The organism is Marinobacter sp. MMG032, from assembly GCF_040112695.1.
In the GTDB taxonomy this organism is placed as follows: domain Bacteria; phylum Pseudomonadota; class Gammaproteobacteria; order Pseudomonadales; family Oleiphilaceae; genus Marinobacter; species Marinobacter salsuginis.
Genome location: NZ_CP157802.1, coordinates 2397291 through 2412256 on the forward strand (window position 1 = coordinate 2397291; position 14966 = coordinate 2412256).

13 protein-coding genes and 1 riboswitch are annotated in these 14966 nt (G+C 56.7%); of the genes, 8 read left to right on the forward strand and 5 right to left on the reverse strand.

The genetic code is table 11. The annotated features are described in order from the left end of the window. Positions 1 to 16: 16 nt before the first annotated feature. Complete coding sequence (locus ABNF92_RS11030) at positions 17 to 2086, reverse strand: TonB-dependent siderophore receptor (protein ID WP_349342153.1); 2070 nt, start codon at positions 2084 to 2086, stop codon at positions 17 to 19. Positions 2087 to 2469: 383 nt separating this feature from the next. Here ABNF92_RS11030 and nhaB point away from each other — a divergent pair, with 383 nt between their 5' ends. Both nhaB and ABNF92_RS11040 read left to right on the forward strand, forming a co-directional pair. After that, complete coding sequence (gene nhaB, locus ABNF92_RS11035; RefSeq protein ID WP_153637121.1) at positions 2470 to 3975, forward strand: sodium/proton antiporter NhaB; 1506 nt, start codon at positions 2470 to 2472, stop codon at positions 3973 to 3975. 91 nt (positions 3976 to 4066) lie between these two features. Beyond that, on the forward strand, positions 4067 to 4903 hold the full coding sequence (locus ABNF92_RS11040; RefSeq protein ID WP_349342154.1) for a transporter substrate-binding domain-containing protein: 837 nt from the start codon (positions 4067 to 4069) through the stop codon (positions 4901 to 4903). Positions 4904 to 4917: 14 nt separating this feature from the next. Here ABNF92_RS11040 and ABNF92_RS11045 read toward each other — a convergent pair whose 3' ends face one another. After that, positions 4918 to 5598 carry a DUF3047 domain-containing protein gene (locus tag ABNF92_RS11045; protein ID WP_349344082.1) on the reverse strand — a complete coding sequence of 227 codons (681 nt, stop codon included), beginning with the start codon at positions 5596 to 5598 and terminating at the stop codon, positions 4918 to 4920. A gap of 173 nt (positions 5599 to 5771) precedes the next feature. Beyond that, a riboswitch (cobalamin riboswitch) is annotated at positions 5772 to 5980 on the forward strand. A 126-nt stretch (positions 5981 to 6106) separates the two neighbouring features. Here ABNF92_RS11045 and ABNF92_RS11050 point away from each other — a divergent pair. Then, positions 6107 to 8872, forward strand: coding sequence for a ribonucleoside-diphosphate reductase subunit alpha (locus tag ABNF92_RS11050; protein ID WP_349342155.1), 2766 nt, complete (start codon positions 6107 to 6109; stop codon positions 8870 to 8872). Between the two features lie 30 nt (positions 8873 to 8902). After that, complete coding sequence (locus ABNF92_RS11055) at positions 8903 to 9961, forward strand: ribonucleotide-diphosphate reductase subunit beta (RefSeq protein WP_349342156.1); 1059 nt, start codon at positions 8903 to 8905, stop codon at positions 9959 to 9961. A gap of 177 nt (positions 9962 to 10138) precedes the next feature. On the opposite strand, the gene ABNF92_RS11060 is transcribed toward ABNF92_RS11055, so the two are convergent. Both ABNF92_RS11060 and ABNF92_RS11065 read right to left on the reverse strand, forming a co-directional pair. Further along, a complete protein-coding gene (locus ABNF92_RS11060; RefSeq protein ID WP_349342157.1) occupies positions 10139 to 10435 on the reverse strand; it encodes a type II toxin-antitoxin system RelE/ParE family toxin in 297 nt (98 codons plus the stop codon). Next, the gene (locus ABNF92_RS11065) at positions 10435 to 10674 is read right to left on the reverse strand and encodes a type II toxin-antitoxin system ParD family antitoxin (RefSeq protein WP_136630121.1); all 240 of its coding nucleotides are present in this window, start codon (positions 10672 to 10674) and stop codon (positions 10435 to 10437) included. Before ABNF92_RS11065 ends, ABNF92_RS11060 begins: the two co-directional genes overlap by 1 nt. 163 nt (positions 10675 to 10837) lie before the next feature. Between ABNF92_RS11065 and ABNF92_RS11070 the strand changes: the two genes are divergently transcribed. The 3 genes from ABNF92_RS11070 (at position 10838) to ABNF92_RS11080 (ending at position 11862) form a co-directional block, all read left to right on the forward strand. Continuing rightward, a complete protein-coding gene (locus tag ABNF92_RS11070) occupies positions 10838 to 11116 on the forward strand; it encodes a type II toxin-antitoxin system RelE/ParE family toxin (RefSeq protein ID WP_136630122.1) in 279 nt (92 codons plus the stop codon). A 10-nt stretch (positions 11117 to 11126) separates the two neighbouring features. Continuing rightward, positions 11127 to 11441, forward strand: coding sequence for a HigA family addiction module antitoxin (locus ABNF92_RS11075; RefSeq protein ID WP_136630123.1), 315 nt, complete (start codon positions 11127 to 11129; stop codon positions 11439 to 11441). Between the two features lie 88 nt (positions 11442 to 11529). Next, positions 11530 to 11862 carry an antibiotic biosynthesis monooxygenase gene (locus tag ABNF92_RS11080; RefSeq protein ID WP_349342158.1) on the forward strand — a complete coding sequence of 111 codons (333 nt, stop codon included), beginning with the start codon at positions 11530 to 11532 and terminating at the stop codon, positions 11860 to 11862. Positions 11863 to 11919: 57 nt separating this feature from the next. Here ABNF92_RS11080 and ABNF92_RS11085 read toward each other — a convergent pair whose 3' ends face one another. After that, positions 11920 to 14022 carry a molybdopterin-dependent oxidoreductase gene (locus ABNF92_RS11085; RefSeq protein ID WP_349342159.1) on the reverse strand — a complete coding sequence of 701 codons (2103 nt, stop codon included), beginning with the start codon at positions 14020 to 14022 and terminating at the stop codon, positions 11920 to 11922. 164 nt (positions 14023 to 14186) lie between these two features. Between ABNF92_RS11085 and ABNF92_RS11090 the strand changes: the two genes are divergently transcribed. Then, positions 14187 to 14960: a CLCA_X family protein gene (locus ABNF92_RS11090; RefSeq protein WP_349342160.1), complete on the forward strand. Its 774-nt coding sequence runs from the start codon at positions 14187 to 14189 to the stop codon at positions 14958 to 14960. Positions 14961 to 14966 lie beyond the last annotated feature (6 nt).

Consider the following 14966-nt stretch of genomic DNA (forward strand, 5'->3'; position numbering starts at 1 on the left):
TTACCGGGCAGGGGATTTACCAGCGATAGCTCAGGGTGCCGACCACACTGCGCTCTTCGCCGTAGTAACAGTAGAACTCACAGCTGGCGACGTACTCGCGATCAGCAACGTTGTTCACGTTCAGCTGTGCCACCCAGTTATCCATGAACTGGTACTGTGCCATCAGGTCCACCACCGTGTAAGAAGGCACCTCGGTTCCCGTGAAGCTGTCGTCGGTACTGCCAACGTACCGGGCGCCACCACCGAGCTTCAGACCCGGCGCAAAATCCTGGAAGGCGTAGTCCAGCCAAACCGACGCAGAATGACGGGGGATCAGATTCGCAGCAGCCGCGGGCTGGTTGTCGGAGGTGTTGTCCGTTGTCGCGTCGTTGTAGGTGTAGGCAGCTGTCAACTCGAGCTGTTCGGTCAGATAGGCGACACTCTCAAGTTCAAAGCCCTGGGTTTCCCTGACGCCTCCCTGAACCTGAAAGCCGGAGGGACTGGTGACCAGTGAGTTTTCTTCCTCAATGTTATAGATGGCCGCCGTCACATAGCCGTCCAGACTGTTCGGAGCGTATTTGACGCCGAATTCCAACTGTTCACCAACCCGCGGTTCGTAAAGGTTGCCGTTGTTATCCACGCCGGCAATCGGTTGGAACGACTCGGTCCACGAAAGGTATGGCGAGAAGCCATTGTCCGCGAGGTACATAACCCCACCGGAGAGAGATATCTGATCGTCATCGGCTCTCTGCCGGGAATCCGCGGTCAGGTTGCGATCAACCACTTCAGCCTGGTCGTACCGCGCGCCCGCGAGAAAAATCCAGCGGTCGTCCAGTCGGAGCTGATTCTGGAGATAAAGGCCGGTTTGCTCCTTGGTGATGTTTCGGAGGGTCAGGTCTGCAGGCGATACCGGCGTGAAATTACCGTAGGTCGGGTCGAAGATGTCGATCGTGGAAAAGGCGAAATTATCCAGCTCCAGACCGTTGGTTTCGAGGTCCTGATAGTCCACACCAATCAACAGGGTGTTTTCAGTGCGGTCAGTAAACCAAGTTCCCACCAGCCGGTTATCCACCGTCCAGCTGGACAGATCCCCATCGCGATAGACGATGCCGCGGGTCCCTTCTCTCGGGCCACTCTGGAACGACATGTAGATACTGCGCAGTAGCAGGTCAAGCTCGCTGTAACGGGTATCCTGTTGAAACTCCCAGGTGTTGTTGAAGCGATGTGAAAGGCTGTAACCGACAGAGGACTGGGTACGTTCGTTGGTGTCGTATCCGGGTTCGCCGTAAAAGGTGGAAGGTTCAACCTTGCCAAAGGGCGTGTCCTGGATCGTGCCGTAAGCCAGCTTGAAGCCATTGTAGGGTACGGCATCATCCTTCTGAAGACTCGCCAGGAACGTCAGGGAGGTATCCTCGGACACATCCCAGCGCAGGCTGGGCGCCAGGTAATAGCGCTCGTTTTCGGTGTAGTCAATATCACCATCGGTGGAACGGTACAGGCCAACCAGGCGATAGCTGACCGAATCGCTGTCTCCAATCGGGCCTGAGGTGTCCAGACCCAATTGGCGGTGCTCGTTGGTGCCAGCCTGAATCTGCAGTTCTCCCTGCGCCTGATCGGTCGGGCGTTTACTGATGGCGTTGATTACGCCGCCAGGGGGTGCCTCACCGTAAAGAATGGACGCGGGTCCCTTGAGAAGTTCCACGCGTTCAAGGCCATAGGTTTCCGGCAGCCACTGATAGAAACCCTCGCGATAGATGCGCAAGCCGTCCTGATAGGTGGCCTGGTCGAAACCCCGGATTTTGAACCAGTCAGTGTCGTTGTCCGCGCCGTAGTGGCCGGAAACCACGCCGGCGCGATAGCGGAATGTTTCATCAAGGGATTGTACGTTGCGCTCACGAAGCTCTTCTTCATCAACCACGGAAGCTGGGCGGGGCGTTTCTACCAGAGGTGTTTCAACTTTCAGTGCGGTGGCTGAGACCACGAGTGCATCCAGGCTGGTTTCGGCCTCGTCCTGCGCCAGAAGTGGCGTTGACGCCGTCGCAATACCAATACTCAGGGTCAGACGGATTGCGAGGGCCAAAGGCTTGGGTAAAACGACGGCGGGCATAATGGGAACACCTTCATAGCGGACAGTGGTTAAGTGGTGAAAGTCATCAAATCCGCCGAATGTTATTCTTAAATAAATCGTAATGCAAACCAATATCATTTAGATGCAGTAGGTTTGAGCAGAAATGACACGGTAAATTTTTAATGAAATCACCGCATGACCGCGGAAATCGGTTAAAATGCCGTCGCATTAGGGGTTTAATTTAAGTAATGTTACGAAAATAGTCGTGTTGGCGAGACCTTTGAGCTTTTCTTTTTGTTATTAAGACCAAAAGTGGTCTCAGATTTGTACCTTTGGACCATACCCCGGTACGCAAATATCAAGGAAGATTCGAGCCTGCTGCCACACAATACCAATAACCGTTTTCTCAGAAGATTTCCGTAATGCCCACTACCGTTATTTCCGGCTTTACCCACAACTTCCTTGGCAAGGCGCCCGTCTGGTACAAGCAGGTCATCCTGTTGTTTCTTGTCGCCAACCCGATTGTCATGTGGACCCTGGGGCCGGGAACGGCCGGCTGGCTTCTGATTGCGGAGTTTATTTTTACCCTGGCTATGGCCCTGAAGTGCTACCCGCTGCTGCCGGGTGGTCTGCTGGCGGTGGAGGCCTTGCTGATCGGGTTGACCACGCCGGACGCGGTCTATCTGGAAGTGCTCACCAATTTCCCTGTTATCCTGCTGCTGATGTTCATGGTGGCGGGCATCTATTTCATGAAGGAGCTGCTGCTGGTGACTTTCACCCAGATTCTGGTGGGTGTGCGCTCCAAGTCGGCTCTGTCATTATTGTTCTGCTGCGCGGCGGCGATTCTTTCGGCTTTCCTGGACGCCCTGACGGTGACGGCGGTAATCATCAGCGTCGCAGTAGGTTTCTACTCGGTTTACCACAAGGTGGCTTCCGGTAAGGGCTATCAGCACAAGGACCACAACGCTGGCAGTGATGACGAAGTGATCGAACTGCACCGGGAAGATCTGGAAAACTTCAGGGCCTTTTTGCGCAGCCTGTTGATGCACGGTGCAATCGGTACAGCCCTGGGTGGCGTGGCCACCATGGTGGGCGAGCCGCAGAACCTGCTGATTGCCAAGGTAGTGGGCTGGGATTTTGCCGGTTTCTTCCTGCACATGGCGCCGGTGAGTCTACCGGTGCTGGCGGCCGGGTTGTTTACCTGCTGGGCTCTGGAGAAGCTGCGTTGGTTTGGCTACGGCGGGCGCTTGCCCAAACCCGTGCGCCGCGTGCTGGAGGAGTTTGCCGAGAACGAGCGGGCCAAGCGTACCAAGGCTGATCAGGCCGCACTCTGGGTACAGGCGTTTGCCGCGGCAGTTCTGGTGGTGGGCCTGGCATTCCACCTGGCCGAGGTCGGCTTGATTGGCCTTCTGGTGATAATCCTGATTACCTCATTTACCGGTGTCACCGACGAGCATCAGATTGGCAAGGCTTTCCAGGAATCCCTGCCGTTTACCTCTCTGCTGGTAGTGTTCTTCGCGGTGGTTGCGGTGATCCACGAACAGCACCTGTTCAAGCCGATCATTGATTACGTTCTGTCGCTTCCCGAAGCCCGGCAGCCGGGCATGTTCTTTATTGCCAATGGCGTACTGTCGATGATCAGCGATAACGTGTTCGTTGCCACCGTGTATATCAGTGAGGTGAAGCAGGCCCTGGATGCAGGTGCGATCAGCTATGATCACTTCCAGAAGCTGGCGGTTGCCATAAACACCGGCACCAATCTTCCCAGTGTGGCGACCCCGAATGGCCAGGCGGCTTTCCTGTTCCTGCTGACGTCTGCCATTGCGCCGCTGGTTCGTCTGTCCTACGGCAAGATGGTGATCATGGCGTTTCCCTATATGCTGGTCATGGGCGGTGTGGGCCTGTACATGGTTATTAACCATATTTGACATTCTGTTCAGATTTTTGCGGGCGGTGTCAGTGCAGATTTGCGCGGGTCTGTTAATCTTTGCTTAAACAGATCACAACAACACGGATTCCATGCCAAGAAACTTCCCAGCCCGCCTTTCCCTGATGTCTGAAGCCATGCGCTTTGTCAGTATCCGAATTTGTGCATTGCTGGCAGGATTATTTTTAGCATCGGGCGCGCTCGCTGAAGCGGGAACAGCCAGCAAACTGCTCAAAATCGCCTATGTCGACTTTCCTCCGATGACCTATCAGAAAGCCGATGGCAGTCCGGCGGGCACGTTCATTGAGATTACCCGAAAAGTGGCGATCGAAGCGGGCTATGAACCGGAATTCCTCTACCTTCCCATCAGTCGTGTTTACCTGTATTTGCGCAACGGCCGGATTGATGTTTGGCCTGGATCAGCCAACGTCCCGGCTCTAAAGGGTGAAGTTCTCGAAACCTGGGTGAGTCCCTTCGCTTCCCAATTGAGCGCCTGGTATTTGGAGGGAACAGAACCACTGTCCCATTTTGATCAATTGCGGGGGAAGACAGTAATCACGATTGCTGGATACACCTATGGCGGGCTTTTGTATTGGCTGGAGGGCGAGAGTTCAATTGACGTCACTCAGGCACCCAATTATCGAGCGGCTTTGGACATGCTCAAGCTTGGCCGCGGACAATACTTGTTCGGACACCGGGATCCTGTTCTGGAAACTCTGATAATGCCCGAAGACGAGAAGATTCGTGAATCAGAGATTCGTTTAAGAAATCTAACCTGGCTGTTTTCGCTTGCTAATCCCAAAGCAGCGATTTTGCGGGAAGAGTTTGACGATGCCTACCTGCGTCTGGCTGAACAGGGTGAAGTGCCCCCGATACGCAAGTTCGGGGAGAGCTTTGTGATACCGGGCTTTCCGGAACAATACCGATAGCCATCTTTTGGTGTTCACGATTCGGGATCAAGAAAGATATCCCCATACCAGGCCGTTGCTTTTTCCCCGGTGTTGTCCGAATCCGACATAATGGCAATACCCACCACCGGTGGCGGCTCCTCACCAAACGCTTCCCGATAGTCGGCCATGATGTCTCGTTCCACGGTGACCCATTCACCGACCTTTTCTGATCCTGAATTCACCGAGATCATCATGGTTTTTTCGGTGTAAGGGTTGGGCACGATCTCGCCCTTGGGCAGGGTGTTGGCCCAGATATAGTTCAGGGCATTGCCTGGTAGCGACTCGCCGAACAACACTTCAACCGTCTTCCGTTTGGCGCGTTCAAAGAAGCCCGCTTGTTCGGGTTGGAACTCGAATGCCACGTAGATTCTGGCAGGATAGTCGTCCCCGGACTTTTCCCGGGCATTGCCCTTCTCGAACACATTCGAGACCTTCCAGCGCCATTGCAGAATCAGTGAACCGGCGGGCTCCAGTCGTACCCGGGCAATGAGGCCAGACGCCCCGCCGTCTGTGGTGGCCCTGACAACCTGCTGACCATCTTCGGTGGTCAGTTCATACCGACTAAGCTGATCGATCTTGGGAAATTCCAGGGGTTCCCAGCCGTCATTCAGGGACTGCATTTCGGAGAAACGCGTCAATGTTGCTTCCTGCGAACTGACGGGGGCAGGGAGCATCAAGGAAGCGAGGAGCAGGCTCCAGATTCTTCGGTATCCGATTATCTCCACAGTGCCTCTCCTCTGTCCGGGTATTTCCGTTGCAGACAAATGTTTTACCGGAAAGTGCCTTGTTCTGTAAGAGATACCCCTATATAGTGATTTAATCCTTGGTCAGATACCAGATGTAGTGATCAATGCGTAACCAACTCGGTCAACGTGTGATCATCTCCGCCATTCTGGTATCGGGAATCCGGTGAGACTCCGGAACTGACGCGCAGCGGTATTGGGGAACAAGCACGGCATTACGACACTGGTTGATACCGGGAAGTCGCCGAGCGAGGCCGAATCCAACGATTCACGCCCCTGAGTCCGAAGACCTGCCAGGGATACGGAGCTTCACAGCTCCTGACTGCACCTTCGCGACCCAGGGTGAGCAGACCGGTTATGCCCAGCCATTACTATGGCGAGGTGTGCCCCTGCGTACGCGATGGTGAAAGGAATTCAACGCGTATTCAGGAGAACACACATGTCTGCCTCAGCCCTGGCCGAACCCCGGCCAACCTCGCACACCGATACCGAATCCCTCCAGGTCATCAAGCGCAACGGCACCCTTGTCGGTTTCGACCCGTCGAAGATCAGCATTGCCGTGACCAAAGCCTTCCTCGCCGTCGAGGGTGACAAAGCCGCCGGCTCCGCCCGGATCAACGATGCCGTACATCGGGTGACTGACCAGGTGATCCAGGCCATCGGTCGCCGCCTGAAAGCCGGTGGCAAGGTGCATATCGAAGACATCCAGGATCAGGTGGAACTGGCCCTGATGCGGGCGGAGGAGCAGAAGGTGGCCCGCGCCTACGTGCTTTACCGGGAAGAGCATGCCCGGGAGCGTGCCCGCCACGCCCCGGTTGAGGCACACCCCCATCTGACGGTGAAAAAGACCAGCGGTGAAATCGCGCCCCTGGATCTGGGCCTGATGAAACTGCAGGTGGAACAGGCCGCCACAGGGCTTGAGGGCATCGACGGTGATTCCCTGGTGGACGATGCCCTGACCAACCTGTACGACGGCATCGCTGAAGAAGACGTTCTGTCGGCGCTGATCATGACCGCCCGCAGCCGGATTGAGCGGGAGCCGGACTACAGTGCCGTCACCGCGCGCCTGCTGCTCGAGCAACTTCGTCTGGAGAATGCCGCTGCCCTTGGCCTGCCCATCAGTTTGCCCTTGGTTGAGATTTATCCGCAGGCCCTGAGTGCCTTTATCGAGGCAGGTATTCGTTATGAACTGCTGGACGAAGCCCTGGCCGCTTTCGACCTGGAGCGCTTGGGAGCCGCCCTGAAACCGGAGCGTGACCTGCAGTTCGGCTTCCTGGGCCTGCAAACCCTGTACGACCGCTACTTCCTGCACTGGAACAAGGCCCGCCTCGAATTGCCACAGGTTTTCTTCATGCGCGTGGCCATGGGCCTGGCCCTGCGGGAAGACGACCCGAACGCCCGCGCCATCGAGTTCTACAACCTGTTGTCGTCGTTCGACTACATGGCGTCCACGCCCACGCTGTTTAACAGCGGCACCCGCCATTCCCAGCTGTCGTCCTGTTATCTGACCACGGTGGGCGACGACCTTGAAGACATCTATGGCGCCATCCGCGACAACGCCATGCTGTCGAAATGGGCTGGCGGCCTGGGCAACGACTGGACACCGGTTCGGGCGCTGGGCTCTCACATCAAGGGCACCAACGGCCAGAGCCAGGGTGTGGTGCCTTTCCTGAAAGTAGTCAACGACACCGCCGTGGCGGTCAACCAGGGCGGCAAGCGTAAAGGTGCGGTGTGTGCCTACCTGGAAAGCTGGCACCTGGACATCGAGGAATTCCTGGAACTGCGCAAGAACACCGGCGACGAACGCCGCCGCACCCACGACATGAACACCGCCAACTGGGTGCCCGATCTGCTGATCGAGCGCATGCGCGAAGACCGTGACTGGACCCTGTTCTCCCCCAGCGATGCGCCGGATCTGCACGACCTGTACGGCAACGCCTTCCGGGAACGCTACGAGCATTACGAGGCGCTGGCGGAGCAGGGCAAAATCAAGCTGTTCAAGAAAATCCCGGCCAAGCAGCTGTGGCGCAAGATGCTCACCGTGCTGTTCGAAACCGGCCACCCCTGGATCACCTTCAAGGACCCGTGCAACCTGCGTTCTCCCCAGCAGCACCGGGGCGTGGTGCACAGCTCCAACCTGTGCACCGAAATCACCCTGAACACCAGTGCCGAAGAGATCGCCGTATGCAACCTCGGTTCCGTGAACCTGGCGGCTCATATCGCCAACGGCGAGCTGGATGTGCAGCGCCTGGAACAGACGGTGAACACCGCCGTGCGAATGCTCGATAACGTTATCGACATCAACTATTACGCCGTGCCCCAGGCCCGCAACTCCAACCTCAGGCATCGCCCGGTCGGCCTTGGCCTGATGGGCTTCCAGGACGCGCTCTATGAGCTTGGCCTGCCGTACTCCAGCCCTGAAGCGGTTGAGTTTGCCGACGTTGCCATGGAGCAACTCAGCTACTTCGCCATCCGCGCCTCGGCTTCGCTGGCGGGTGAGCGAGGCGCCTATGAAAGCTACGAAGGTTCACTCTGGCAGCAGGGCATCCTGCCGATCGACTCCATCAACCTGCTGAAGGAAAACCGCAGGGAAGGGGATTTGGCCATAAACACCAACGCCCGGCTGGACTGGTCGCCGGTGCGTGAACTGATCGCGAAAAACGGCATGCGCAACAGCAACGTCATGGCCATCGCCCCGACGGCGACGATTTCCAACATCGTGGGTGTGTCCCAGTCCATCGAACCGGCGTACCAGAACCTGTTTGTGAAATCGAACCTCTCCGGCGAGTTCACGGTGGTGAATCCCTCCCTGGTGCGGGATCTCAAGGCTGAAGGCCTGTGGGACAACGTGATGGTGAACGACCTCAAATACTTCGATGGCAGCGTTCAGCAGATCGACCGCATCCCGGCGGAACTCAAGGCCCGTTACGCCACCGCCTTCGAGATCGACGCAAGATGGCTGGTGGAAGCCGCCGCACGGCGCCAGAAATGGCTAGACCAGGCCCAGAGCCTGAACCTCTACATGGCCGAGCCCAGCGGCAAGAAGCTGGACGCCCTCTACCAGCTGGCCTGGGAACGTGGGCTGAAAACCACCTATTACCTGCGCTCACTGGGCGCTACTGGCGCTGAGAAAACCGCCCCGGTTGCCGCGCCCCAGCCCCAGGTGTGCAGCATCGATGATCCGGACTGCGAAGCCTGTCAGTAACTGCTCACTTAACGATTGCGAGGCATAACCATGCTCGATTGGGACGACGAACCGAGAACCGAAGCCAAAGCGGCGCATCCCGGCGCCCCGGCACCGGTGAACGTGGACGACAAACGCGTCATCAACGGCGAAACCGACATTAACCAGCTGGCACCGTTCAAGTACCCCTGGGCCTGGGAGTACTTCATGAACGCCAACAAAAACCACTGGACCCCCCTGGACGTGAACATGGCCCAGGACGTTCACGATTACCATCACCGGCTGACTGCGCCGGAAAAACATGTTTACGAGAACGTGTTGGCTTACCTCACCACCTCCGACATCCTGGCCATGCGCAACATCGGCCTGGCGGTGATGGAGAAGATGAGTGCGCCCGAGCTGCAGATATACCAGGCCCGGCAGGTGTATGAGGAAGCCATGCACACCTGGGCCTACCAGCACTGCATCGAAACCCTCAACCTGGACCAGAGCGAGATCTACAACCGCTACCGCGTGGTACCCGCTATCAACGGCAAGATCCAGATTGCCAACCGCCGGCTGGATGCGGCCATGCGGCCGGACATGAATCTGCGTAACAAGGAAGACCTGCAGGAATTCATCATGTCCTACCTGTTCTTTGCGGCCGTGTTCGAAGGCACCTGGTTCTACAACGGCTTCAGCCCCATCTTCGCCCTCCAGCGCCGGGGCCTGATGCGTGGTACCGGCGAACAGCTGCAATACATCCTGCGGGACGAGGCCATGCACTTCTCATTCGGTCTGAAAGTCGTCAACCAGATCGTGGAAGAGGAGAACATCACCTTCGACCCCAGGGCCGTGCGCGAGATGTGGGACGAATCCGAAGCCGCCGAGAAGGCCTATGCAGATTACATCCTGCGGGACCCGATTCTCGGTTATTCGGCTGAGTATCACAGCGAACAATTCCGCTTCGTGGCCAACCGCCGTGCCCGCACCGTCGGCCTGGAAGAGCCGTTCCCTGGGGCGAAGAACGTGTCGCCCTGGCTGGACGAGCAGGCCACCTTGCGGAAGGAAAAGAACTTCTTCGAGACGCGGGTGATTGAATACCAGACCGGGGCTCAGTTGGAGTGGTAAACCCGCCTGAACAGCCGGAGTTATACGAACACGTTCGCATTACTCCGGCGGTAGCCGTGGTAGTTGGTGCTCAAACGATTGTTTTATCGTACAAATTCGTTTTGTCTTGAGCATTTTTTATTGGAGTTTTACGAGCAGGTGATATACGAACGCGTTCTTATAATTAGCTGTTATGCCCTAAAGCAGATGCCCCTCAGGTAACATGCGTTTGTGCAGGATGCGGATAATTTCAACAAAACCCTCGGTGGCTAGCCGATAAAATATGATGTGGCTTCCCTGAGGGTAATGTCGGTAGCCTGGACTTATCTCATCGCATGCTTGCCCCAGATTTGGATTTTCACCCAGAAGGTGGAAGCATTGGTCAAACTGAAGAATATAGTGGTTTCGTTGATCACGGCCCCATTCACGTTCCGTGTATAGGGCAATAGATTTGAGGTCAGCTTTGGCCTTCCTGGAAAGCTTAAACTTTGGCATCAGCGCCCTTCGTTGTCCAGTTCGCGAATAAACGAGTCATAGGAGTAGTCTTCAAAACCACTGTCCTCGCCTTCCTTGAGCAGTTTACGAATTGTGGTCAGGCGTGTTTCGGACTCCTCAAGCAGGCGTAGTGCTGCACGAACTACCTCGCTGGTTGAGCTGTATCGGCCATTTTTGAGCTGTTCTGCAATGAACGCATCAAAATGATGGCCTAGAGTGATGCTGGTGTTCTTTTGCATGGTGCCACCTCGCTAGTACCAATAATTGGTACATTTTGATCCAGCTGCCATAACAATGCAATCCACGCGACAAGCGCGTGATTGCGGGCGTTATGCCCCTCTCCACACACTATTCTGAATAGTAACGCTTGACGATAATAACGCACTGCGTCATTATTTCCTCATGATCATATCGTTCAAGTGTAAGGATACCGAGAAGCTGGCAAGCGGACGCCGCGTCAGACGCTTCGTCAGTTATGAGCGAGTTGCTTTGAGGAAAATTCGGCAACTCCAGGCTGCAAGCCAGTTGGATGATCTTAAAGTACCGCCCGGGAATATGTTGGAACCGTTGCATGGTGACCGCCAAGGTCAGCACAGCATTCGAATTAACAAGCAGTTCCGGGTTTGCTTCCGTTGGACCAAGGCTGGCGCGGAAGATGTGGAAATTGTTGATTACCATTAGGAGGTAACTCATGCGCAACATTGAAGCTGTAACGCCAGGCGAGTTACTCAAGGAGGAGTTCCTTGAGCCTATGGGTATTTCTCAATACCGATTGGCTAAGGAGATTGGGGTGCCTGCTCAGAGGATCGGCCAGATTATTGCGGGAAAGCGTTCGATAACCGCAGACACGGACCTTCGACTCTGTCGTTTCTTCGGTTTGTCCAATGGCTACTGGTTGCGAGCTCAGGCTGCCTACGACACTGAGATTGCAGAAGATGCTCTGGAGGATCAGCTTAAGAATATTCGCCCGTGGAATGCTGTATCAGAAATCGGGCGCAGGGCATAATCATCGGCTGCACAGCGACCGGTTTTCCGCCGCTTCGTGGCTACAGACCGGCGCGTGAGCCGGGCGTTAGCACTCAGAGAGAAAATGAATGTTTGTTGCCGTTTATGAGTTTGAAATCAAGGAAGGCACAGAGACTTCATTTCGTGAAGCCTGGCTTGACGTGACGAAAGCGATCTATGAGCACTGTGGCAGTTTTGGTTCAAGACTCCATACCTCAGACAAGCCGGATATCCTGGTTGGTTATGCTCAGTGGCCTGATCGGGAAACGTGGGCGAAAGATCGCAACGTAATCGATGAAAAATATCACAGGGCACGCAAACAAATGCTCGACTGCCTGGTTCAATCGAAAACTGTCTATGAATTGGAAGTCAGTGACGATTACTTGCGTGCCGATCAGTCCCGTAGTCCCAACCAGGACTGACTGACCGCCTTCCCCTATTCAGCAAGACGCGCAACCTTCTCCATGCCATATCTCACTTCAGGCTGCGCGCACGGCTACCCTCGTTCCATTGAACGCCGCATTGCCCGTCAGTGCGTCAATGCGCCCGGAATCAGTGACGTCGTTCATGCTCACGCCGGGTTGTCCCTCGGCGATCGACATGGCGGTGTCGGGCCGGTTGTGGCCCCAGCCCTGGGGCATGCTGATCACACCCTCGAACATATCGTCGTCGATTTCCACCGGCAGGTTGATGCTCCCGGAAGCCGACGTAACCGTGGCCAGTTGTCCGTCTTCAAGCCCGATTTTGAGTGCATCTGACGCGTTTATCTGCAAAGTGCACGGGTTCTTGCCTTTTACCAGCCGGTGGGAGTTCTGGGTCCAGGTATTGTGGCTGCGGGGCAGGCGGCGGCTGATCAGCGTGAACGGATAGTCGCTGTTCTCATCTGCCTGAAACAGGCCTGAGGCATCCAGGCGTTTGAGATCGTCCAGATACAGCTGCGGAGCTAACCGGATCTTGCCGTCTTCGGTCTGGATGCGCTGCGCCAGGCAGGGCTGCAGCGGTCCCAGATCCACGCCATGAGGGTTGGCTTTCAGGGTCTCCAGGCTCATGCCCTCTTTTCCGTAGGCGCCGTGTTTCAGGCCCAGATCCAGCATTACCTCCGGGGTCACGCCATCGTCTTCCAGGCCGGTCAGTTGCAGTGCCAGATCCCGGAGAATTTCCCAGTCGTGTTTCTGGTTTGGCGCCTTTTCGAACATCGGTTCCGAGAATTTCGCGGTATTGCGAACGGCGAAAGAGTTGAAGAACACATCGAAGTGCGGCACTTCCAGCCCGGTCGTGGCTGGCAGGATGATGTCGGCGTGACGGGTGGTTTCGTTCAGGTAGATATCGACCGACACCATGAAATCCAGGGCATCGAAGGCCTCTTCCAGCCGGGCTCCGCCAGGCGCCGAAAGCACCGGATTACCGGCGATGGTGATCATCGCGCGGATCTGGCCCTCTCCCGGGGTCAGGATCTCATCGGCCAGGGTGGCCACGGGGAATTCGTTGTTGAAGTAGGGCAGTTTTCGCACACGGGACTCGTAACGGCCGTAGGAACTGGGCTTGCCCTTCTTGTCCCGAACCAGATCAAAGGCCGGTTGGGGGAACATGGCGCCGCCGCGGCTATCGAAGTTGCCGGTGAGAATGTTCAGCACGTTGTTCAGCCACTGGCAGAGGCCACCGAAGGATTGAGTGGAAGCCCCCATGCGGCTGTAACTAACCGCACTTTTGGCGGCGGCCATCTCCCGTGCCAGCTCGCGGATGGCGCTAGCGCTCATACCGCAGGCGTCCGCCACGGATTCTGGAGCATAGGGTCTGACGGCCTCGGCCAGTCGCTCAAGCCCGTCGATCCGGTCTTCCAGGTGGCCAAGGGTAACCAGCTGTTCCTCAAACAGGGTGTGGACCATGGCCAGCATGAACAGGGCATCGGTTTCCGGGCGGATAAACAGGTGCTGGTTGGCCTTTTTCGCGGTCTCGGTGCGCCGTGGATCAACCACCACCACCTTGCCGCCCCGTTGCTGGATGGCTTTCAGGCGTTTGCCCACGCCGGGAGCGGTCATCAGGCTGCCGTTGGAGACAATCGGGTTGGCGCCGATGATCAGCATGAAATCCGTGTGGTCGATGTCTGGCACCGGAATCAGCATGCCGGCGCCGAGCATGTAGTTGGAAGCCACGTGGTGTGGCAACTGGTCGGCGGAGGCGGAACTGTAGCGGTTGTTGGTACCCAGCGCCTTGAAGAACCGCGGCAGCATGATGGCGTTGCCGAAGTTATGGGCGTTTGGATTACCCAGATAAACCCCAACGGCATCCTGGCCGTGTTCCTGCTGGATGCCCCCAAACCGCGAGGCGATTTCCCCGAAGGCAGCTTCCCAGCTGATTTCCTGCCAGCCGTCGGCGGTGCGACGTATGGGAGTTTTCAGGCGGTCCTTATCGTTGTAGAAATCCTGCAGTGCGACGGCTTTCGGGCAGATATGGCCGCGGCTGAACGGGTCGTTGCTGTCACCCTTGATGGACAGGATCTCGCTACCCCGATGCTGGATTTCGAGGCCACACATGGCTTCACAAATGTTACAGGTGCGGTAATGGGTCTGGGTGTCGGTCATGGCAAACACTCGGTCCGGATATTGTCGTTATTGGTTCTGGCAGTGTGGCACAAGCCGGCGGAAAATCAGACGGTCATAATTCACATAAAACCGGTCAATCCCGCCAAATAATGTTTCTCTCGGTGCCCGAAAGACAGGCCGGAATTTCATCGTACAATAGCCCCATGGCTAAAACCTTTTACCGTCGGGGCCCGGACCATCGAGCCGGAGCGCCGGTTACCTTTCTCGACGTCCGCCGTCGTTTCCAGTTCCGTACCATCGAGATTGGCCGCTGGGTCACCGAGCCGGAAAAACAGCGCAGTGCGTCGCTGTTCTACGATGCCCTGTGCGACCTGATGACCATTCTTGGCGGCACCGAGTCTCTGGTTTCCCTGCGTGGCACCCTGGCTCTTCAATATGGCATTGGCGGCCGGCCCGGCGTGTCGGCCCATTACACGCCGGCTACCCGAAGTTTTTCACTGGCCAAGAACGCAGGCCCCGGCAGCATTGCCCACGAGTGGTTTCACGCCTTCGATCACTACATCGGCGAGAAGCTTTTCGGTGAGGCCCAGAGAGGCCAGTTTGCGTCGAAACTCTGGCTAGGCCGCGACGATGCGATTCGTCACCCTTTGAATGACCATCTGCAGGCCTGCTTTAAAGCGGTTTTGCTGGACGAGGAAGGCGCAGAGCCCAGCGAACTCTTCCGTTGCTCGATAAAGGCCGACAAAGCGGCCGGGATTCAGTACTTCAGCCTGCCCGAAGAGCTCTGCGCCCGGGCGTTCGAAGCCTTTGTGCAGGATGCCGACGTAAAGAATGCCTTTCTGGTAAGCGGAACCCGCGAATCCGAAGAGGCAAAACTGGGGCTCTATCCGGTTGGCGCGCAACGGGAACGGGTTAATCGTGCATTCCAGGGTTATTATTCAGCCCTGGGGCAGGCCCTGCGCGCGGCCGAAAGCTGATCGCTT

Bases quoted from the DNA above. Each gene is read 5' to 3' on its own strand.
- ABNF92_RS11040 (WP_349342154.1), top strand. From the start codon at position 4,067: ATGCCAAGAAACTTCCCAGCCCGCCTTTCCCTGATGTCTGAAGCCATG.
- ABNF92_RS11050 (WP_349342155.1), top strand. From the start codon at position 6,107: ATGTCTGCCTCAGCCCTGGCCGAACCCCGGCCAACCTCGCACACCGAT.
- ABNF92_RS11080 (WP_349342158.1), top strand. From the start codon at position 11,530: ATGTTTGTTGCCGTTTATGAGTTTGAAATCAAGGAAGGCACAGAGACT.
- ABNF92_RS11060 (WP_349342157.1), bottom strand. From the start codon at position 10,435: ATGCCAAAGTTTAAGCTTTCCAGGAAGGCCAAAGCTGACCTCAAATCT.
- ABNF92_RS11070 (WP_136630122.1), top strand. From the start codon at position 10,838: ATGATCATATCGTTCAAGTGTAAGGATACCGAGAAGCTGGCAAGCGGA.
- ABNF92_RS11075 (WP_136630123.1), top strand. From the start codon at position 11,127: ATGCGCAACATTGAAGCTGTAACGCCAGGCGAGTTACTCAAGGAGGAG.
- nhaB (WP_153637121.1), top strand. From the start codon at position 2,470: ATGCCCACTACCGTTATTTCCGGCTTTACCCACAACTTCCTTGGCAAG.
- ABNF92_RS11055 (WP_349342156.1), top strand. From the start codon at position 8,903: ATGCTCGATTGGGACGACGAACCGAGAACCGAAGCCAAAGCGGCGCAT.
- ABNF92_RS11090 (WP_349342160.1), top strand. From the start codon at position 14,187: ATGGCTAAAACCTTTTACCGTCGGGGCCCGGACCATCGAGCCGGAGCG.
- ABNF92_RS11045 (WP_349344082.1), bottom strand. From the start codon at position 5,598: ATGCTCCCTGCCCCCGTCAGTTCGCAGGAAGCAACATTGACGCGTTTC.
- ABNF92_RS11030 (WP_349342153.1), bottom strand. From the start codon at position 2,086: ATGCCCGCCGTCGTTTTACCCAAGCCTTTGGCCCTCGCAATCCGTCTG.
- ABNF92_RS11085 (WP_349342159.1), bottom strand. From the start codon at position 14,022: ATGACCGACACCCAGACCCATTACCGCACCTGTAACATTTGTGAAGCC.
- ABNF92_RS11065 (WP_136630121.1), bottom strand. From the start codon at position 10,674: ATGCAAAAGAACACCAGCATCACTCTAGGCCATCATTTTGATGCGTTC.